This is a genomic window from Pseudomonas fontis, assembly GCF_028656955.1.
Taxonomy (GTDB): Bacteria; Pseudomonadota; Gammaproteobacteria; order Pseudomonadales; family Pseudomonadaceae; genus Aquipseudomonas; species Aquipseudomonas fontis.
The window spans coordinates 1-19120 of the sequence record NZ_JAMDGY010000052.1 but is presented as its reverse complement, the minus strand read 5'-3'; the positions used below and the strand labels follow the sequence as shown (position 1 = coordinate 19120).

Below are 19120 nucleotides of genomic sequence, written 5' to 3'. Positions count from 1 at the left end.
GATTTAGGCAGGAAAGCTTCAGCGAAAGGTTCCCGGCGCCTTGAACATCAATGGCCTCGCGGTATTGCGCTTACGCTGCAAGCTGGCGCAAGTGAACACTTGCGGGCGCTCAATCAGGTAGCCCTGGGCATAATCGACACCTATCTCCTGCAGTGCCTGCTCGATCAACGGCGTCTCGACGAACTCGGCAATGGTGCGTTTGCCCATGACATGACCGATGTGATTGATCACCTCGACCATCGCGCGGTTGACCGGGTCGTCCAGCATGTCCTTGACGAAACTTCCGTCGATCTTCAGGAAGTCTACAGGCAAATGCTTCAAATACGCGAACGACGACATCCCGACACAGAAGTCATCCAGGGAGAATCGGCAACCCAGGCCTTTCAATTCATTGATGAAACGGATGGCGCTGCCCAAATTGGCGATGGCGCTGGTTTCGGTGATTTCGAAGCAAATCAGCTCCGGTGGGATCCCAAATTCGGAAAACTGGCGTTGCAGGTAGTCGAGAAACTTGTCGTCACCGATGCTGCTGCCGGACAAATTGATCGCGCACATGGCCAACGGGCCGTCTCGCCCTTCGTCCAGGCATTGGCGAATGACCTGGAATACGCTGCGCACCACCCAGCGGTCCAGCGCGGTCATCAGGCCATAACGCTCGGCGGCGGGGATGAAGCTTTCCGGCAGGATGATCCGGCCGCCTTCATCGTGCAGGCGAATGAGGATTTCCAGGTGTCCGCCGGCATGCTCCTCGACCCCGAGCGGGGCGATTTCCTGGGCGTACAGGCAGAAGCGGTTTTCTTCCAGGGCAATGTGCAAACGCTGGATCCAGGCCATTTCACCGAAGCGCATCGACAGCTCGGTGTCGTCGGGATGGTACAGCTGCACGCGGTTGCGGCCCTTTTCCTTGGCCATGTAGCACGCCATGTCTGCCGCGCGCAGCGAAGCTTCCAGCGTGCCAGGAGACTGGGCCAGGTGCACCAGGCCGACACTCACGGTGGTCATGAACGGCCTGCCCTTCCATACGAAATGCAGGCTCTGCACCGCCTGGCGCAGCCCTTCGGCAATGCGTTCGGCGTGCTCGGCCGGGCAGTTTTCCAACAGGATGCCGAATTCATCCCCACCCAGACGGGCCAAGGTATCGCCTTCACGCAGCCCTGATTGCAGCACGGCACAGATGTGCCGCAGCAGTTCATCACCCGCCGCATGCCCGCTGGTGTCGTTCACCAGCTTGAATTGGTCAAGGTCGAGGAACATCAGCGAATGCCGCGCCGACTGCCGGGACAGCCCGTTGAGCGCCTGCTCCAGGCGGTATTCGAACTCGCGGCGGTTGGCCAAGCCGGTCAATGCATCGTGGGTCGCCTGCCAGGAAAGGTTGGCGATGTACTGGCGTTCCTGGGTCATGTCGTGCAACACCAGCACCACCCCGCCCATCTGCCCTTCACTGAGGATCGGCGCCCCAACCAAGGTCACTGACACCGTGCTGCCGTCCAGGCGCTGGATCAGCTTGGCGTGCTCGCTGCCGCCCCTGAGCGCACCATTGAGGATGTGCTCGGTGAGGGTCAGGTGGTCTTTCTCGGCATTGTCATCAAGCAGGCTGAACAGCGCGGCCAGCGGCAAGCCCTGGGCCTGCTCGGCATTCCAGTGGGTCAGGTGCTCGGCCGCCGGGTTCATGTAGACGATGTTGCCTTCCACATCGGTGGTGATCACCCCATCGCCAATCGACTCCAGGGTGATCTGCGCGCGGTCTTTTTCCGCCTGCAAGGCGCTGGCAAACGCCTGGCGCTGGGCCAGCAGCTTGCTTGAGCGCAACCAGGCCAGGCCAATCAGGAACACTGCCGTGGCCAGGTTGGTCAACAGCAGCAGGCGCAGCAATACCCGCGAGCCTTCGCCCAGGGCATCACTGAAGGCCTTGGCGGCCGGGGTCACGCCCTCATTGATGGTGGCGATGCGGTTTTTCCAGGCAGTGACACTGGCAGCACTGGGCCGCCCCTGCTTGAAGCCGATATGAATTTCGTTGGCCAACGCGTCGAGCTGCGAGAGGAAACCATCGCCAATCGCCCACAGCTCGATGGCTTTTTCCATATAGCTGACATGCCGGAAGTTCTGGTACAGCCAGATCACCCGCGTCGCGTCATCGGGGTGGTTGCCACCCTGCAGGAAGCCCCGGCGCGCGCCGTCCATGTCAATCGGCTCGCGGTCCAGAGCGGTGCGCAAGTCATGCCCGCCCTGCGGCACGGCAATCGCCCCATGGTACTTCTGGAACACCGCCTCGTCGCCGGTCTCGGTGTACAAATTAAGGTAATAGATGGCGTCTTTCTGGCCCTTGGACCACAGGCTCTCGCCGGCCACATAGCCGCGCATGGCCGACAGCGCATAGAGGCTGATACCGCCCAGCATTGCCTGGAACAGCACTACCGCAACGAATGGCCAGATGATGCCCAACAACCGGGGCGCTTCGAGAGTCCGTTTTCGCTTCATGTGGTCCTTGCCGCAGAGCCGGATGAATCGCAACCATATCAGCACAGCCTAGGCCATTTGCCATGAAGACCAAAAACGATTTCTGGTCCTTGCAACAATTGGCGGCTCAGCTCTGCTGAAGATGTCCGTACAACTTGGCGTACAGCCCGCCCTCAGCGATCAGCTGCTGGTGATCGCCGTCCTCGGCGACATGCCCGCCATCAAACACCAGCACACGATCAGCCTGCTTCACCGCCGACAGGCGGTGGGCAATGATCAGCGTGGTGCGGTCGCTGAGGAAGCGCGCCATGGCTTCGTGCAGATTGTATTCAGTGGCGGCATCCAGGGCCGAAGTGGCCTCGTCGAGGATCACCACTTTAGGCTCGGCCAGAATCATCCGGGCAATTGCCAGGCGCTGGCGCTGCCCGCCTGACAGGCGTACGCCGGAGCGTCCGACCACGCTGTCCAGGCCTTGCGGCAAGGCGGCGATGGTGGCGTCGAGCTGGGCAATGCGCAGGGCATTCCAGCAGGCGTCGTCGCTGCTGTCGCGGCCCATGGTCAGGTTGGCGCGCACGGTATCGTTGAACAGCGAAGGATGCTGCAGCACCACCGCCACCTGTTCGCGCAGGGTTTCCAGGCCGATTTCCTGCAAGGTCGCGCCGCCAAAGCGGATGGTTCCGGCCTGTGCGGTGTAGAGCCCCAGCAGCAGTTGCACCAAGGTGCTCTTGCCGCCGCCGCTGGCGCCAACGATGGCCACCTTCTCACCCGGCGCAATCGACAGGTTGAGATTGTCCAGCACCGGCTCCTCGCCGTAGGCGAAGCGCAAGCCACGCACCTCGATACCGACCGTAGTCTGGCCTTTGAACGGATCGGCGCCGCCCGGGTACTGCGGCTCGTCCTTGCGCGCCAGCAGCTCGTTGAGCCGGCTCAGCGCGCCACCTGCCGCGTAGTAGGCGTATTGAAGGTTGAGCAGTTGCTCGACCGGGCCAATCATGAACCACAGGTAACTGAACACTGCCAGCATCTGGCCGATGCTCAGGTCGGAGAACAGCACGGTCAGCATCGCCGCCGCGCGGAAGATATCGATACCGAACTGGAACAGCAGGCCGCTGGCGCGCCCGCTGGCATCGCTTTTCCACTGCGAGGCCACGGCGTAGTTGCGCACTTCCTGAGCACGCAGGCCAAGCCGGCCGAGGAAATACCCCTGGCGGTTGCCAGCGCGCACTTCCTGGATGGCATCGAGGGTCTCGGTCAGTGCCTGGGTGAACCGCGAGGTGCTGTCGTTCTCAAGCTTCTTCAGGTGCTTGACCCGTTTGCCCAACTGCACCGTGGCGAAAATCACCAGCGGATTGAACAGCAGGATCAACAGCGCCAGCTTCCAATGCATCCACATCAGGATGCCCGCGGTGCCGCACAGGGTCAGCATGGCCACCAGGAAGCGGCTGAGGGTTTCGCCGACAAACTTGTCCAGGGTGTCCAGGTCGGTGACCAGGTGGGTAGTCACCGTGCCGCTGCCCAGGCTTTCGTATTCACTCAGGGAGATGCGCTTGAGCCGCTCGATCAGGCGGATCCGCAAGCGATAGACGATGTCCTTGGCCAGGCCGGCGAACAGCTTGGCCTGCACCACGTTGAACGCCAGTGCGGCGCAGCGCAGGGTCAAGGTCACCACCAGCATCAGGCCGATATAGCCCGCCGCCACCTGCCAGCTGCCCGGCAGGAAATTGTTCATCCACTTGAGCGCGGCATCGCCATGGCCCAGCAGCACTTCGTCGACCAGCAGCGGCAGCAGCAGCGGGATCGGCACACTGCAGAACGCCGCCAGCACGGCCACGCCGTTGGCGGTCCACAGGGCTTTTTTATGGTGCAGCGCCAGGCGACGGATCTCAGCCCAGCTCAGACGATCGACAGGTGCTGTCGCAGGCCCTGGCAGCGGGTCGGGCGAGCCTGGCAGGTCAAGCATGCGCGGTGCGCTCCTGATCCTTCAGGTGTTCGAGCCAGCGCCCGAGCAGTGGCGCCAGCTCACTCAGCGGCTGGTAGCCGTTGGTCAGCAAGGCCAGTTGGCCGTTGCGCTCGGCCAGCAAGGTCGGGAAGCCGGCAATGCCCAGGTCCTGGACCCAGGTGAAGTCCGCCGCCGTCGCCGTACGGGTTTCGGTGCTGATGAAGGCATCGGAAAATGCATGGCGCTCAAGGCCGGCCTGCTCGGCCAGCTCAACCAGCTTGGGCACGGCGGTGACATCTTCGCCGCGTTGGTAGAACGCCTGTTGAATCAGTTTGAGCAATGGCCCGACGCACTGCGCATCGAGGCCGCGCGCAGCAACCAGGGCACGACAGGCATGCTCGGTGTCGTAGATGAAGCCGTCCGGCATCGCCCCTTCCACCAGGAACGGCTGGCCGGTAGCCTCGTTGACCGCCTGCCAGTGCTCAAGGATGTAGCGCCGGGTGGACGCGTCCAACGCGCTGCCACCGGTGCGCAGGCCGCCCACCACGAAGTGGGTCGGCACGCCAGCATCGCGCGCCTGCGCGATCAAGGCCTCGGCCACCGGTGCAAAGCCCCAGCACCAGGAGCACATCGGGTCCATCACATACAGCAGGCGCGCGGTCATGCATTACACCTCGGCAGCTTTGCGGTAGTTGTGGCCAATCGGGTGTGGCAGGTTGCGGGCCTTGGCCAGCTCGATCTGCTTCTGCCGATCGACGGCGCTGCGCCGGGTCTTCTCGCTCAGGCTGTCCCAGCAATGCGGGCAGCTGATACCGGGCGAGTAGTGCTCGGAGGCCCGTTCTTCCACGCTGATCGGGGTGCGGCAAGCGTGGCACTGGTCGTAATCGCCCTCGGTCAGGTCGTGACGCACCGTGACGCGGTTGTCGAAGACGAAGCAGTCGCCCTGCCAGCGGCTTTGCTCCTGAGGCACCTCCTCGAGGTATTTCAGGATGCCACCTTTAAGATGATAGACCTCTTCAAAACCCTCGCCGAGCATATAGCTGGAGGCTTTCTCACAGCGGATGCCACCGGTGCAGAACATCGCGACTTTCTTGTGCCTGGCCGGGTCGAAGTTGGCCTTGATGTACTCGGGGAACTCACGGAAGCTGGTGGTTTTCGGGTCGATGGCGCCTTCGAAGGTGCCGATGGACACTTCGTAGTCGTTGCGCGTGTCGATCAACAGTACTTCCGGGTCGCTGATCAGGGCGTTCCAGTCCTGCGGCTCGACGTAGGTGCCGACCTTGTGGTTCGGGTCTACGCCTGGCACGCCGAGGGTGACGATCTCTTTCTTGAGCTTGACCTTGGTGCGGTAGAACGGCTGTTCGTCGCAGTACGACTCTTTATGGTCGACATCGACCAGGCGCTCATCGCTGCGCAGCCAGGCCAGCAGGCCGTCGATGCCTTCGCGGGTCGCCGAAACCGTGCCGTTGATGCCCTCTTCAGCCAGCAACAGGGTGCCTTTGACACCGTTCTGTTCCATGGCTTGGAGCAGAGGCTCGCGCAGCTCTACGTAGTCTTTCAGGGTGACGAACTTGTACAGCGCCGCCACGACGATGTTCTGGGTCATGCGTTAACTCTCCAGGTGGTTGCCCTCGCAAAGGGCGGACCGGATGACAAATAAAAACGCGCCGACAGGCGGCGCGTTGCGGATTCTAGCAAAAAGCTGATCAGGAATCAGTGTTTGCTGCCTCCGGCACAGGTCGGCGAGGCCGGCGCGATGCCGACCTTCTGCCATTCCTGTGGGGTGTAGGTGTGCAGCGCCAAGGCGTGGAACTCGCCCATCAGGTCGCCAAGGGTGGCGTAGACCTTCTGGTGGCGCTTGACGCTGTTCAGCCCTTCGAACTGCTCGCTGACCAGCACGGCCTTGTAGTGGGTCTGTTGACCACGGCTGTGCATATGGCTCTCGTCGTGCACCTCAAGGTGCTGCGGGGCCAAGGCCTGGAGGCTCTGTTCGATCTTCTGCTGCATGGACATAAACGGCTCCGCTTACGGTTTCTTGGCCGGAGCGGCCTTGCCGGCGGACGGGTCCAGTTCGTTGGTCATGTCAGCCAGCAGCTTGTTGACCACCGGTACTGCGCTTTCCAGTTTCTGCTGGGTCAGCTGGGCCGACTGCTGGGTAACCTGTGGCATTTTCTCGAGGACTTTCTTGCCCAGTGGCGACTGGTAGAACGCGACCAGGTCCTTGAGTTCGGTCTCGGTGAAGGTGGTGGTGTACAGCTTGATCATGTCCGGCTTGAGCTTGTTCCAGCCGATGGCCTGGTCCAGGGCGGCGTTGGCCTTGGCCTGGTAGCTGTCGAGCACGGATTTTTTCGAAGCCGGGGCCTTGGTCTGCTCGAAACGCTGGGCGAACATCTGTTGCACCTGCATGTAGACCGGGGTGCCGAGTTTGTCGGCGTGCGCCATCACCAGGAATTTCTCGGCGCTGGCATTGTGGCTGGCGGTATCGGCGAGTGCCTGGCCGCTGGCGCAGACCAGCGCAACAGCCGTGCAGAGAGCGCGAAGACGGGTCATCTGAATTCCTTGAAAAGTTGTAAAAGGGGGTGTACCCAGAGTAGAGCATTCTGCGCTGAGTCGGGCACGCTGCTCAAGTGGCTCGATAGGCAATGGAACCGGCCTGACGAATCAGGGCCTAAACTGCGAAATCAGCACCAACAAAGGAGTGACAGCCGCATGAGTCGTACCGAAACTGACAGCCTGGGCCCCGTCGAAGTTCCTGACGACGCCTACTGGGGTGCCCAGACGCAGCGTTCGCTGATCAATTTTGCCATCGGCAAGGAGCGTATGCCGCTTGCCGTGCTACATGCCCTGGCGCTGGTGAAAAAAGCTGCGGCGCGGGTCAACGACCGCAACGGAGACCTTCCGGCAGATATTGCCCGGCTGATCGAACAGGCGGCTGACGAGGTGCTCGATGGCGAGCACGACGAGCAATTCCCGCTCGTCGTCTGGCAAACCGGCAGCGGCACCCAGAGCAACATGAACGTCAACGAGGTGATCGCCGGTCGCGCCAACGAACTGGCCGGCAAAGGCCGCGGCGGCAAGGCGCCAGTGCACCCCAATGACCACGTCAACCGCTCGCAGAGCTCCAACGACTGTTTCCCCACCGCGATGAGCATTGCCGCAGCCCAGGCCGTTCAGCACAAGCTGTTGCCGGCGATTGCCGAGCTGTCGGGCGGGCTGGCCGAGCTGTCGGCGCGGCACATGCACCTGGTCAAGACCGGCCGCACGCACATGATGGATGCCACACCGATCACCTTCGGCCAGGAAGTCTCCGCCTATGTGGCGCAGCTGGGTTACGCCGACCGGGCAATCCGCGCGGCGCTGCCGGCGGTGTGTGAGCTGGCCCAGGGCGGTACGGCGGTCGGTACCGGGCTCAATGCCCCGCACGGCTTTGCCGAGGCGATTGCGGCGGAACTGGCGGCGCTGTCAGGCCTGCCGTTTGTCACGGCGCCGAACAAGTTTGCCGCGTTGGCCGGGCATGAGCCCTTGACCACGCTGGCCGGCGGCTTGAAAACCCTGGCAGTGGCCTTGATGAAAATCGCCAACGATTTGCGCCTGCTCAGTTCGGGGCCGCGTGCCGGGCTTGCCGAAGTGCGCCTGCCGGCCAACGAGCCGGGCAGCTCGATCATGCCGGGCAAGGTCAACCCGACACAGTGCGAGGCGCTGTCGATGCTCGCCTGCCAGGTGTTGGGCAACGACACGGCCATCGGCTTTGCTGCGAGCCAGGGGCATTTGCAGTTGAACGTGTTCAAGCCGGTGATCATTCACAACCTGTTGCAGTCCATCGAGCTGCTGGCTGACGGTTGCAGCAACTTCCAGCAGCACTGCGTAGCGGGGATCGAGCCGGATGCCGCGCAGATGGCCGCGCACCTGGAGCGCGGGTTGATGCTGGTGACGGCGCTGAACCCGCATATCGGCTATGACAAGGCGGCGGAAATTGCCAAGAAGGCCTACAACGAAGGCACCACGCTGCGTGAGGCGGCGTTGACGTTGGGGTATCTGACGGATGCGCAGTTTGACCAATGGGTGCGGCCGGAGCAGATGCTTGAGGCGGGTGGCAAGGGCTGACTTTCAGGGCCTCATCGCTGGCAAGGCCAGCTCCCACAGGAGTGGTGTACACCCCAATACGGTGGGAGCCGGCCTTGCCGGCGATGCAAGGCACAGCCTTGCCCACATGACTCAGCGGGCTATACGCGCCCGCCTGGCTCGCCAGCCGGCAACAATCGACGGCCCAAGCGCCGTCATTGCCGACCCCAACACCACCACGAACGCCCCGAAATACCCCAGCGCATTGATCTGTTCAGCCGCTACAAAATCCGGCCACAACCACGCCGCCGCAGCCACCGCCACAAAGGTCACCAATGGCGTGACCGCCAACGTCGCACTCACCCGCGAAGCCTCCCAATGCGCCAGCGCCTCGGCAAACGCGCCATAGGCCACCAGGGTATTCAGGCAGCAACCCAGCAACAGCCAACCTTGCAGCGGGCTCAACTGCAACACCTCCAACGGCTGCGCCCATGGCGTGAGCACCGCCGCGCACAGCAGGTAGATCACCATCATCACCTGCATCGAGTTCCACACCGTCAGCAGCTGCTTCTGGCCCAACGCATAGAAGGTCCAGATGGTCGAGGCCAGCAGGATCACCAGCACTCCCGTGGTGTAGGTACTCAGCGAAGTCAGCAGTTCTTCCAGGCGCTGATTGAAGAACAAGCCGAAACCCAGCAGCAAAATCACCAGGCCAATCCCCTGCCCGACACTGAAGCGCTCCTTGAACAGGAACACGCTGCCAATCAACAGGAACACCGGGCCAATCTGCACGACCAGTTGCGCGGTACCGGCGCTGAGCAGTTTCAGGCCGATCAGGTACAGCACATAGTTGCCAAGCAGCCCGCAGGTAGCCAGCAGCACCAGCCCTTTGCCCTTGCGGCCCAGCAGCTTGAACGACGGCAAGCGCCGGGTAGCTGCCAGGTAGGCCGCCAGCAGGCTGCCGGAAACCAGCAGGCGATACCAGGTGACGGTAATCGGGTCCATCACCTGCAATACCTGCTTGAGCTTGATTGGCAGGATGCCCCAGAGAAACGCAGTCAGCAGGGCCAGGAAAAGACCATAGGCCCAGCGACCGGAAGAGATATGCATGACCTGCCTCGATAAAGCCTGTGGTGAATAGGCAGGATTCTACGGGGGAATGAACGGCTAAAGAGGCAATCCGTCCTATTTCTTGTGCTTGGCGAACGCCGCCTCCAACGCTTCATTCAACGTACGCAATACCTTCACCCGGGCCCAGCGCTTGTCGTTCGCCTCGATCAGCGTCCAGGGTGCGATCTCGGTGCTGGTGCGGTCGACCATGTCGCCCACCGCCTCGGCATAGACCTCCCACTTGTCCCGGTTGCGCCAGTCTTCTTCGGTGATCTTGAAGCGCTTGAAGGGGATCTGCTCACGCTCCTGGAAGCGCTCCAGCTGGGTGTCCTTGTCGATCGACAACCAGAACTTGACCACTACCACGCCGGCATTGCGCAGTTGCTCCTCGAAATCATTGATTTCGCCATAGGCGCGCATCCAGTCAGCCTGGCTGCAGAAGCCCTCGACCCGTTCCACCAGCACCCGGCCATACCACGAGCGGTCAAACACGGTGAATTTGCCGCGTACCGGAATATGCCGCCAGAAACGCCACAGATACGGTTGCGCCCGCTCGTCTTCAGTCGGCGCGGCAATCGGCACGATGCGGTACTGACGCGGGTCCAGCGCCGCCGCCACCCGCCGGATCGCCCCGCCCTTGCCTGCCGCGTCATTACCTTCGAACACCGCCACCAGCGCATGCCGACGCATTTGCTTGTCGCGCAGCAAACCGGCCAGGCGCGCTTGCTCGGTGATCAACTGCTCTTCGTAGTCCTTCTTCTCCAGGCGCTTGCTCAGGTCCAGGCTGCCGAGCAGGCTGAGGCCGTCAATGCTGTGCCCCAGCGGGGCAATGTTGGTCTGGCGCTCCGCCGGCCCGGTGGACTTGAGCGCTGCCTGCAAGCCTTCGAGCAGGATCTTGCCGACGGCAAGGCTGCGGTAGTGCGGGTCGACCCCTTCGATCACGTGCCACGGCGCATAGTCGCGGCTGGTGCGGCGCAGCACGCGCTCGCCGAAACGCACGAAGCGGTCATAGGTTTCCGATTGCTGCCAGTCCAGCGGGCTGATCCGCCAGCTGTGCAGGGGGTCGTCCTTGAGCGCCTTGAGGCGCGCCTTCATCTGTTTCTTGGACAGGTGGAACCAGAACTTGAAGATCAGCGCGCCTTCGTCGCAGAGCATCAGTTCCAGGCGTTCGGCGCCGCTGATGGCCTGGTCCAGCACGGCGTCCTTGAATTCGCCATGCACCCGCCCCTGGAGCATCTGGCTGTACCAGTTGCCAAAGAAGATGCCCATCCGCCCCTTGGCCGGCAACGCGCGCCAGTAGCGCCAGGCCGGTGGTCGCGCCAGCTCTTCATCGCTTTGCTGGTCGAAGGTGCGCACTTCGATCAGGCGGGGGTCCATCCATTCGTTGAGCAGCTTTACCGTCTCGCCCTTGCCGGCGCCTTCAATGCCGTTGATCAGCACGATTACCGGAAAGCGGGCCTGCTGCTTGAGCTCGAACTGGGCCTCCAGCAAGGCTTCGCGCAGGGCCGGCACTTCGGCTTCGTAGGTTTCTTTGTCGATGGCGTGACCAATTTCGGCGGATTCGAACATACCAGGCTCCCTTCATGGATAAGCAAGACTAGCGGAAGACGCGACCTTTTGTCGGCAGTAACTGCCATGGCCGATCAGCTAGAATGCGCAACCTGCCGTTGCCGAGCCGAACATGACCGACACCCCTGCCACCGCCCCCCGCCATGCCTTGATCGACTGGGACGAACACGGCCGCCCGCATTCGCGGCAATACGACGACATCTATTTCTCCAAGGAACAGAGCCTGGCGGAAACCCGGCATGTGTTCATCGACCAGAACGCCTTGCACCAGCGCTTCGCGGCCATGGCCGACGGCGACTGCCTGAGCATCGGCGAAACCGGTTTCGGCACCGGCCTGAACTTTTTCTGCGCCTGGCAGGTGTTCGCCGAGTGCGCGCCTGCGGGTGCGCGGCTGCATTTCGTCAGCGTGGAAAAATACCCGCTGACCCGTGAAGACCTGACCCGCGCGCTGGCCCTGTGGCCTGAGCTGACGCCCTTCAGCACGCCGTTGCTGGCGCAGTACGTCGCGGTGCATGAAGGCTTTCAGCAGTTCGTCTTCGAACAGGGCCGGGTGACGCTGACGTTGATGATTGGCGATGCGCTTGAACAACTGCCGCAGCTGGACGCGCAGATCGACGCCTGGTTCCTCGACGGTTTTGCACCGGCAAAGAACCCGGAAATGTGGACCCCGGAATTGTTTGCCCAGGTCGGCCGCCTGTCGGCCCCGGGCGCGACCCTGGGCACCTTCACCAGCACCGGCTGGGTACGCCGAGGCCTGATCGCGGTGGGCTTCAAGATGAAGCGCATTCCGGGCATCGGTAAAAAATGGGAGATCCTGCGCGGGGCGTTCTTGGGGTGGCCAGAAGACCAGCCATTGCCACCCACTGCACCATGGTATCGCCGGCCCACACCGCTGAGCGGCCCGCGTGAAGCGCTGGTGATCGGCGCGGGGCTGGCCGGCTGCGCGACTGCGGCAAGCCTGGCTGCACGCGGCTGGAACGTCACTGTGGTGGAGCGCCATGCCACACCGGCGGCCGAGGCCTCGGGCAATCCGCAGGGCGTGCTGTACCTCAAGCTGTCGGCCCATGGGACCGCGCTGTCACGGCTGATCCTCAGCGGTTTTGGCTACACTCGCCGGCTGCTGGAGTCGCTGCAACGCGGCAGCGACTGGGATGATTGCGGTGTGCTGCAACTGGCCTTTGACGACAAGGAAGACCAGCGCCAGGCCAAGCTTGCCGAGGCGTTCCCGCCCGAGTTGCTGCAACGCCTGGAGCGCGCGCAGGCCGAGGCGGTCGCCGGGGTGGCGCTGGCCAACGGCGGGCTGTTCTACCCCGAGGGTGGCTGGGTGCACCCGCCAGCACTGTGCCAATGGCAGGCGGCGCAGCCGAACATTCGCCTGCTGACCCGGCATGAGGTGCTGCACCTGCGCAAGGTGAATGGCCTGTGGCAGGCCTGGGACGGTGACCACCTGCTGGCTAGCGCACCGCTGGTGGTGCTGGCCAGCGCGGCCGAGATCCATCGTTTCGAGCCGTGTGCCGGATTGCCGCTCAAGCGCATACGCGGGCAGATCACCCGCCTGCCGCTGACCGAGGCCAGTGGTGCGTTGACCACCGTGGTATGTGCCGATGGCTACGTGGCGCCGCCGCGTCATGGCGAACATACGCTGGGCGCCAGCTTCGACTTCCACAGTACCGACTTGACGCCCACCGCCGCTGAACACCGGGGCAACCTGGGGCTGCTGGAAGAGATATCCCATGACCTGGCGGAACGTTTGGGCGCTGCTGAGCTGGACCCACAAACCTTGCAGGGGCGCGCGGCGTTCCGCTGCACCAGCCCGGACTACCTGCCCATCGTCGGGCCACTGGCCGACCAGGTGGCGTTTGCCGACACCTATGCGGTGCTCGCCAAGGATGCCCGGCAGGTGCCTGATGCGCCGTGCCCGTGGCTTGCTGGCTTGTATGTGAACAGTGGGCATGGTTCGCGCGGGCTGATTACCGCGCCGTTGTCAGGTGAGCTGATTGCCGCTTGGGTCAGCGGTGCGCCGCTGCCGTTGCCACGCAGCGTGGCAGAGGCGTGCCACCCGAACCGGTTCATGTTGCGGGAGTTGATTCGAGGCAAAAAAGCCTGACTCCCCCCAACACTGCACAGAACCCTGTGGGAGCCGGCCTTGCCGGCGATGGGCTGCACAGCAGCCCCAATGGCAAGGCATCGCCGGCAAAGCCGGCTCCCACAGAGTCAGGCTGGTAGGTTTTCATTAGGTGCCTGAACCACCGCTTATAACGTATTGATCTAAAACTCCCACAATCCTCACCGGTCAGTTCCTGGGTGCCCGTCGTTTTGGGCACCTTCCCCAACGGCAAAACCGGTAAGGACTTATGTGCGGATTAGCTGGAGAGTTTCGTTTCACCCCTGTAGCCACCCCACCACGCCCGGCGGACCTCGCCGCGGTCGAGCGGATGACCCATCACCTGGCCCCTCGCGGCCCCGACGCCTGGGGCTTCCACAGCCAGGGCCCGATTGCCCTGGGCCACCGTCGCCTGAAAATCATGGACCTGTCCGACGGCTCGGCCCAACCCATGGTCGACAACGGCCTGGGCTTGTCCCTGGCGTTCAATGGCGCGATCTACAACTTCCCGGAACTGCGCAACGAGTTGCAAGACCTCGGCTACGCCTTCTACTCCGACGGCGACACCGAGGTGCTGCTCAAGGGCTACCACGCCTGGGGCGCTGACTTGCTGCCACGCCTGAACGGCATGTTCGCCCTGGCCATCTGGGAGCGCGACAGCCAGCAGCTGTTCCTCGCCCGCGACCGTCTCGGCGTCAAGCCGTTGTACCTGTCGCGCACCGCCGAGCGCCTGCGCTTCGCCTCCAGCCTGCCAGCGCTGCTCAAGGGCGGCGATATCAACCCGGTGCTCGACCCGGTGGCACTCAACCACTACCTGAACTTCCACTCGGTGGTGCCCGCCCCGCGCACCCTGCTGGCCAATATCGAGAAGCTGCCACCGGCCACCTGGATGCGCATCGACGCCCATGGGCGCAGCGAGCAGCAAACCTGGTGGCACCTGCATTACGGCCCGCGTACCGACGAGCAGGATCTGACCCTGGAAGACTGGCGTGACCGCGTGCTCGACAGCACCCGCGAAGCCGTCGCCATTCGCCAACGAGCGGCAGTCGATGTCGGTGTGCTGTTGTCCGGGGGTGTCGATTCCAGCCTGCTGGTCGGGCTGTTGCGTGAAGTCGGCGTCGAAGACCTGTCGACCTTCTCCATCGGTTTCGAAGATGCCGGCGGCGAACGTGGCGACGAGTTCCAGTACTCCGACCTGATCGCCCGCCATTACGGCACCCGTCACCACCAACTGCGCATCGACGAAGGCGAGATCATCGAGCAACTGCCGGCCGCCTTCCGCGCCATGAGCGAGCCGATGGTCAGCCACGACTGCATCGCCTTCTACCTGCTCTCGCGGGAAGTGGCCAAGCACTGCAAGGTGGTGCAAAGCGGCCAGGGCGCAGACGAGCTGTTTGCCGGCTACCACTGGTACCCGCAAGTCGATGGCGCCAGCGACCCGTATGCGGCCTACCGCGAGGCGTTTTTCGACCGCAGCCACAGCGCCTACCTCGATACCGTGCAGCCTGCCTGGCAGTTGCCAAACGATGCCGCCGGCGACTTTGTCCGCCAGCACTTCGCCCAGCCCGGCGCCAGCGCTGCGGTCGACAAGGCGCTGCGCCTGGACAGCACGGTGATGCTGGTCGACGACCCGGTCAAGCGGGTCGACAACATGACCATGGCCTGGGGCCTGGAGGCGCGCACGCCGTTCCTCGACTATCGCCTGGTCGAGTTGTCGGCACGCATTCCGGCGCGCTTCAAGCTGCCCGACGGTGGCAAGCAGGTGCTCAAGGAAGCCGCGCGCCTGGTGATCCCGAGCGAGGTGATCGACCGCAAGAAAGGCTACTTCCCGGTGCCCGGCCTCAAGCACCTGCAAGGCGCGACGCTGGGCTGGGTACGCGACCTGCTGCTGGACCCGAGCCAGGATCGCGGCCTGTTCAACCCGGCAGAACTCGACCGCCTGCTGAGCGATCCACACGGCCAGCTGACACCGCTGCGCGGCTCGAAACTCTGGCAACTGGCCGCGCTGAACCTGTGGCTCAGCGAACAAGGAATCTGACCAATGAAAGCGCACGCCTCCCCCTACGGACAGCGCCTGCTGCGCGGCCAGGTGCCTTCCTACGAACGCTTGCAGGCGCAACTCGCCGGCGACGGCAGCGAGCCCCACGATCAGCCGCGCTCACTGCATTGCGGCTGGGGCCGGCTGCTGATCGGCCACACCTACCCGGACCCGGCCAGCCTCGCCGACGCCTTGGCCGAAGAGCGTCCCGGTGAGCGCGATATCGCGCTGTATGTCGCAGCGCCGCAGCAGGTGCTGGCGCAAGCGCCGCAGCAGCTGTTTCTCGACCCTTCCGACACCCTGCGCCTGTGGTTCAGCGACTATCGCCCCTCGCAGCGGGTGTTTCGCGGCTTTCGCATTCGCCGGGCACAAAGCGACAGCGACTGGCAGGCGATCAATCATCTGTACCTCACCCGCGCCATGCTGCCGATCGACCCGGCATTGCTCACCCCGCGCCATCTGGGCGGGCCGGTGTACTGGCTGGCCGAGGACGAAGACAGCGGCGCGGTGATCGGCAGCATCATGGGCCTGAACCATCACAAGGCCTTTGCCGACCCGGAGCACGGCAGCAGCCTGTGGTGCCTGGCGGTCAGCCCCAACTGCACCCGCCCCGGAGTCGGTGAAGTGCTGGTGCGCCACCTGATCGAGCACTTCATGAGCCGGGGCCTGAGCCACCTGGACCTGTCGGTGCTGCACGACAATCGCCAGGCCAAGCGGCTCTACGCCAAGCTGGGGTTTCGCAACCTGACGACCTTCGCGATCAAGCGCAAGAACGGCATCAACCAGCCGCTGTTCCTCGGCCCCGGCCCCGAAGCCGGGCTCAACCCGTATGCGCGGATCATCGTCGAGGAGGCCTACCGGCGCGGTATCGACGTGCAGGTCGAGGACGCCGATGCCGGCCTGTTCACCCTCAACCATGGCGGGCGCCGGGTGCGCTGTCGCGAGTCGCTGTGCGACCTGACCAGCGCTGTCAGCATGACCCTGTGCCAGGACAAGAGCCTGACCCACAAGACCCTCGCCGGCGCCGGGCTGAACCTGCCGGCGCAGCAACTGGCGGGCAACGCCGACGACAACCTGGCCTTTCTCGAAGACCACGGCGCCGTGGTGGTCAAGCCGTTGGACGGCGAGCAGGGCAATGGCGTAGCCGTCAACCTGACCACCCTGGATGAGCTGAGCACAGCCATCGAGCAGGCCCGGCGCTTCGATAGCCGGGTGCTGCTGGAAAGCTTCCATGAGGGGCTGGACCTGCGCATCGTGGTCATCGGCTTTGAAGTGGTGGCTGCCGCGATCCGCCACCCGGCGACCATCGTCGGCGACGGCCAGCACGCCGTCGGCGCGCTGATCGAGGCGCAGAGCCGTCGTCGCCAGGCGGCCACCGGCGGTGAAAGCCGCATCCCGCTGGACGCCGAAACCCAGCGCACCCTGCACGCGGCCGGGGTCGACTACGACAGCGTGCTGCCTGCCGGCCAGCGCCTGGCGGTGCGACGCACCGCCAACCTGCACACCGGTGGCTGCCTGGAAGATGTCACCGCCCGCTTGCACCCTACCCTGGCCGACGCCGCGATCCGCGCCGCGCGGGCGCTGGATATCCCGGTGGTCGGCCTGGACCTGATGATCAAGGCCGCCGACCAGCCCGAGCACGTGTTCATCGAAGCCAACGAACGGGTCGGCCTGGCCAACCACGAACCCCAACCCACTGCCGAACGCTTCGTCGACCTGCTGTTCCCGCACAGCCGGCCGGTGTTGTAACGAGGAGTCCGCATGCCTGAACAACGCCTACCCGAACCGGACCTGAACTACTTGCAGAAGGTCCTCCTGGAAATGCTCGCGATCCCCAGCCCGACCGGTTTTACCGACACCATCGTGCGCTATGTGGCCGAGCGCCTGGAAGAGCTGGGCATCCCCTTCGAACTGACCCGGCGCGGCACCATCCGCGCCACCCTCAAGGGCCGTAAAAGCTCGCCCGACCGCGCCGTTTCAGCGCACCTGGACACCATCGGCGCCAGCGTACGCACCTTGCAGGACAACGGCCGCCTGGGCCTGGCGCCGGTGGGCTGCTGGTCCAGCCGGTTTGCCGAGGGCAGCCGCGTCAGCGTGTTTACCGATACCGGGGTAATACGCGGCAGTGTTCTGCCGTTGATGGCCAGCGGGCACGCTTTCAATACCGCCATCGACCAGTTGCCGGTGAGCTGGGAGCATGTCGAGTTGCGCCTGGACGCCTACTGCGCAACCCGCGCCGACTGCGAATCGCTGGGCATCGGCATTGGCGATTTCGTCGCCTTCGACCCGTTGCCCGAGTTCACTGAAAGCGGCCATATCAGCGCCCGTCACCTGGACGATAAAGCCGGTGTGGCGGCCTTGCTGGCGTCGCTCAAGGCCATTGTCGAAAGCGGCATCCAGCCGCAGATCGATTGCCACCCGCTGTTCACCATCACCGAGGAAACCGGTTCCGGGGCAGCGGCCGCCCTGCCGTGGGACGTGAGTGAGTTTGTCGGTATCGATATCGCCCCGGTCGCGCCCGGCCAGCACTCCAGCGAGCACGCGGTGAGCGTGGCGATGCAGGATTCGGCCGGCCCCTACGACTACCACCTGTCCCGCCATTTGCTGCAACTGGCCCGCGAGCACAATCTGCCGGCGCGGCGTGACCTGTTCAGGTACTACTTCAGCGATGCCCATTCGGCGATCACCGCCGGGCACGATATTCGTACTGCGCTGCTGGCGTTCGGCTGCGATGCCACCCATGGCTATGAGCGCACCCACATCGACAGTTTGGCTGCCTTGAGCCGGCTGCTCAGCGCCTACCTGCTGAGCCCACCGGTGTTCGCCAGCGACTCGCAGCCGGCCGGCAGTTCCCTGGAGCGCTTCAGCCACCAGTTGGAACACGATGCGCAGATGGAAAGCGAGACCCGGGTGCCGGCGGTGGACAGCCTGGTGGGGAACAAGAGCTAGTCACAGGTCGAGGAAGGTTTCGCGTAGCATGGGCGAAACCTTCTGCGAACCGTGCCCTTTTTATGCTGATCCCTTACGACCAACTGGAAGCCGAGACCCTGACCCGCCTGATCGAGGACTTCGTGACCCGCGACGGCACCGACAATGGCGACGACACGCCGCTGGAGACCCGCGTGCTGCGTGTGCGCCAGGCGCTGGCCAAGGGGCAGGCGTTCATTCTGTTCGACCTTGAGAGCCAGCAGTGCCAACTGCTGGCCAAGCACGATGTGCCCAAGGAACTGCTGGACTGATCAGGCGTCCTCCTTGCCCATGTGGGCGAGGATGCGCCGGTAGATTTCGGCGCGATGCACCTTGATGTTGCGGGGGGCGCTGATACCGAAGCGGACGGTGTTGCCATCTACTTGCAGCACCTTGACCTTGATTTCGTGATCGATGGCGATGACTTCGCCGACTTCTCGTCCTATGACCAGCATCTTCAGATCCTCCACAGACAGGGGAATCTGGAGACTGCGCCGAGAGCGGATGGGCTTCAATGTGCGGGCAATCAAATAGACATTTCCCACTTTCCGGCAGGAAATTCCCTACAAATTTATTGTGTGGCCACAGTATTAGCAGCTCGCGAAGTCTTTTTTTGTGGGGGCCGGCAGATCAACATCAACTGCACAGGCCTATCGCTCGCAAACGTAGCCGCTGCCGTAAGGCTGCGCTCGCCTGCAACGCAGGCGCCGCCGTTGGGAGCCCTCACGGGCTCCAGCGCAGCCTTACGGCAGCGGCTACAAAATCTGTGCGCGACAGTTGCTCCTGCAGGGTCAGTGAATATCCTGTTGGCGCCGGCTTGGACAGCAACATCAGAAACGCAGCCGACATGGCTTGTCCCCTCCAGGCAATGGGT

At 63.7% G+C, this 19120-nt stretch carries 15 protein-coding genes; 6 read left to right on the top strand and 9 right to left on the bottom strand.

Translation table 11 applies throughout. The features are described 5' to 3' along the window. Positions 1 to 18 precede the first annotated feature (18 nt). The 6 genes from M5G11_RS16560 to M5G11_RS16535 form a co-directional block, all read right to left on the bottom strand. On the bottom strand, positions 19 to 2478 hold the full coding sequence (locus M5G11_RS16560) for an EAL domain-containing protein (protein ID WP_273912012.1): 2460 nt from the start codon (positions 2476 to 2478) through the stop codon (positions 19 to 21). A gap of 106 nt (positions 2479 to 2584) precedes the next feature. Then, a complete protein-coding gene (locus tag M5G11_RS16555) occupies positions 2585 to 4417 on the bottom strand; it encodes an ABC transporter ATP-binding protein (protein ID WP_273912013.1) in 1833 nt (610 codons plus the stop codon). After that, positions 4410 to 5060: a DsbA family protein gene (locus M5G11_RS16550; protein WP_273912014.1), complete on the bottom strand. Its 651-nt coding sequence runs from the start codon at positions 5058 to 5060 to the stop codon at positions 4410 to 4412. The genes M5G11_RS16555 and M5G11_RS16550 overlap by 8 nt, the downstream gene beginning before the upstream one ends. 3 nt (positions 5061 to 5063) lie before the next feature. Next, positions 5064 to 6002: an oxygen-dependent tRNA uridine(34) hydroxylase TrhO gene (gene trhO / locus M5G11_RS16545; protein ID WP_273912015.1), complete on the bottom strand. Its 939-nt coding sequence runs from the start codon at positions 6000 to 6002 to the stop codon at positions 5064 to 5066. A 107-nt stretch (positions 6003 to 6109) separates the two neighbouring features. Beyond that, on the bottom strand, positions 6110 to 6409 hold the full coding sequence (locus tag M5G11_RS16540; protein WP_273912016.1) for a BolA family protein: 300 nt from the start codon (positions 6407 to 6409) through the stop codon (positions 6110 to 6112). A gap of 12 nt (positions 6410 to 6421) precedes the next feature. Beyond that, positions 6422 to 6946 (bottom strand): DUF2059 domain-containing protein, encoded by a 525-nt coding sequence (locus tag M5G11_RS16535; protein ID WP_273912017.1) that lies wholly within the window; start codon positions 6944 to 6946, stop codon positions 6422 to 6424. A 159-nt stretch (positions 6947 to 7105) separates the two neighbouring features. Between M5G11_RS16535 and M5G11_RS16530 the strand changes: the two genes are divergently transcribed. Next, a complete protein-coding gene (locus M5G11_RS16530; RefSeq protein WP_273912019.1) occupies positions 7106 to 8500 on the top strand; it encodes a class II fumarate hydratase in 1395 nt (464 codons plus the stop codon). A 111-nt stretch (positions 8501 to 8611) separates the two neighbouring features. Here M5G11_RS16530 and M5G11_RS16525 read toward each other — a convergent pair whose 3' ends face one another. Continuing rightward, complete coding sequence (locus M5G11_RS16525) at positions 8612 to 9568, bottom strand: DMT family transporter (protein ID WP_273912020.1); 957 nt, start codon at positions 9566 to 9568, stop codon at positions 8612 to 8614. Between the two features lie 75 nt (positions 9569 to 9643). Next, a complete protein-coding gene (gene pap, locus M5G11_RS16520) occupies positions 9644 to 11137 on the bottom strand; it encodes a polyphosphate:AMP phosphotransferase (protein ID WP_273912021.1) in 1494 nt (497 codons plus the stop codon). Positions 11138 to 11249: 112 nt separating this feature from the next. On the opposite strand from pap, the gene mnmC reads away from it, so the two are divergent. The 5 genes from mnmC (at position 11250) to M5G11_RS16495 (ending at position 18518) form a co-directional block, all read left to right on the top strand. Next, a complete protein-coding gene (gene mnmC / locus M5G11_RS16515) occupies positions 11250 to 13244 on the top strand; it encodes a bifunctional tRNA (5-methylaminomethyl-2-thiouridine)(34)-methyltransferase MnmC2/FAD-dependent 5-carboxymethylaminomethyl-2-thiouridine(34) oxidoreductase MnmC1 (protein WP_273912022.1) in 1995 nt (664 codons plus the stop codon). 247 nt (positions 13245 to 13491) lie between these two features. Further along, a complete protein-coding gene (locus tag M5G11_RS16510; RefSeq protein ID WP_273912023.1) occupies positions 13492 to 15279 on the top strand; it encodes an N-acetylglutaminylglutamine amidotransferase in 1788 nt (595 codons plus the stop codon). Positions 15280 to 15282: 3 nt separating this feature from the next. Next, positions 15283 to 17028 carry an N-acetylglutaminylglutamine synthetase gene (ngg, locus tag M5G11_RS16505; protein ID WP_273912024.1) on the top strand — a complete coding sequence of 582 codons (1746 nt, stop codon included), beginning with the start codon at positions 15283 to 15285 and terminating at the stop codon, positions 17026 to 17028. Positions 17029 to 17040: 12 nt separating this feature from the next. Next, complete coding sequence (locus M5G11_RS16500) at positions 17041 to 18228, top strand: osmoprotectant NAGGN system M42 family peptidase (RefSeq protein WP_273912025.1); 1188 nt, start codon at positions 17041 to 17043, stop codon at positions 18226 to 18228. Between the two features lie 62 nt (positions 18229 to 18290). Then, a complete protein-coding gene (locus tag M5G11_RS16495) occupies positions 18291 to 18518 on the top strand; it encodes a YheU family protein (RefSeq protein ID WP_273912026.1) in 228 nt (75 codons plus the stop codon). On the opposite strand, the gene csrA is transcribed toward M5G11_RS16495, so the two are convergent. After that, the gene (csrA, locus tag M5G11_RS16490) at positions 18519 to 18701 is read right to left on the bottom strand and encodes a carbon storage regulator CsrA (RefSeq protein ID WP_273912027.1); all 183 of its coding nucleotides are present in this window, start codon (positions 18699 to 18701) and stop codon (positions 18519 to 18521) included. It lies immediately after the preceding gene. Between the last annotated feature and the right edge of the window lie 419 nt (positions 18702 to 19120).

Coding starts and splice junctions, on each gene's coding strand:
- M5G11_RS16525 (WP_273912020.1), bottom strand. CDS start 9,568: ATGCATATCTCTTCCGGTCGCTGGGCCTATGGTCTTTTCCTGGCCCTG.
- M5G11_RS16555 (WP_273912013.1), bottom strand. CDS start 4,417: ATGCTTGACCTGCCAGGCTCGCCCGACCCGCTGCCAGGGCCTGCGACA.
- M5G11_RS16560 (WP_273912012.1), bottom strand. CDS start 2,478: ATGAAGCGAAAACGGACTCTCGAAGCGCCCCGGTTGTTGGGCATCATC.
- ngg (WP_273912024.1), top strand. CDS start 15,283: ATGAAAGCGCACGCCTCCCCCTACGGACAGCGCCTGCTGCGCGGCCAG.
- M5G11_RS16500 (WP_273912025.1), top strand. CDS start 17,041: ATGCCTGAACAACGCCTACCCGAACCGGACCTGAACTACTTGCAGAAG.
- trhO (WP_273912015.1), bottom strand. CDS start 6,002: ATGACCCAGAACATCGTCGTGGCGGCGCTGTACAAGTTCGTCACCCTG.
- M5G11_RS16530 (WP_273912019.1), top strand. CDS start 7,106: ATGAGTCGTACCGAAACTGACAGCCTGGGCCCCGTCGAAGTTCCTGAC.
- mnmC (WP_273912022.1), top strand. CDS start 11,250: ATGACCGACACCCCTGCCACCGCCCCCCGCCATGCCTTGATCGACTGG.
- csrA (WP_273912027.1), bottom strand. CDS start 18,701: ATGCTGGTCATAGGACGAGAAGTCGGCGAAGTCATCGCCATCGATCAC.
- M5G11_RS16510 (WP_273912023.1), top strand. CDS start 13,492: ATGTGCGGATTAGCTGGAGAGTTTCGTTTCACCCCTGTAGCCACCCCA.
- M5G11_RS16495 (WP_273912026.1), top strand. CDS start 18,291: ATGCTGATCCCTTACGACCAACTGGAAGCCGAGACCCTGACCCGCCTG.
- M5G11_RS16540 (WP_273912016.1), bottom strand. CDS start 6,409: ATGTCCATGCAGCAGAAGATCGAACAGAGCCTCCAGGCCTTGGCCCCG.
- M5G11_RS16550 (WP_273912014.1), bottom strand. CDS start 5,060: ATGACCGCGCGCCTGCTGTATGTGATGGACCCGATGTGCTCCTGGTGC.
- M5G11_RS16535 (WP_273912017.1), bottom strand. CDS start 6,946: ATGACCCGTCTTCGCGCTCTCTGCACGGCTGTTGCGCTGGTCTGCGCC.
- pap (WP_273912021.1), bottom strand. CDS start 11,137: ATGTTCGAATCCGCCGAAATTGGTCACGCCATCGACAAAGAAACCTAC.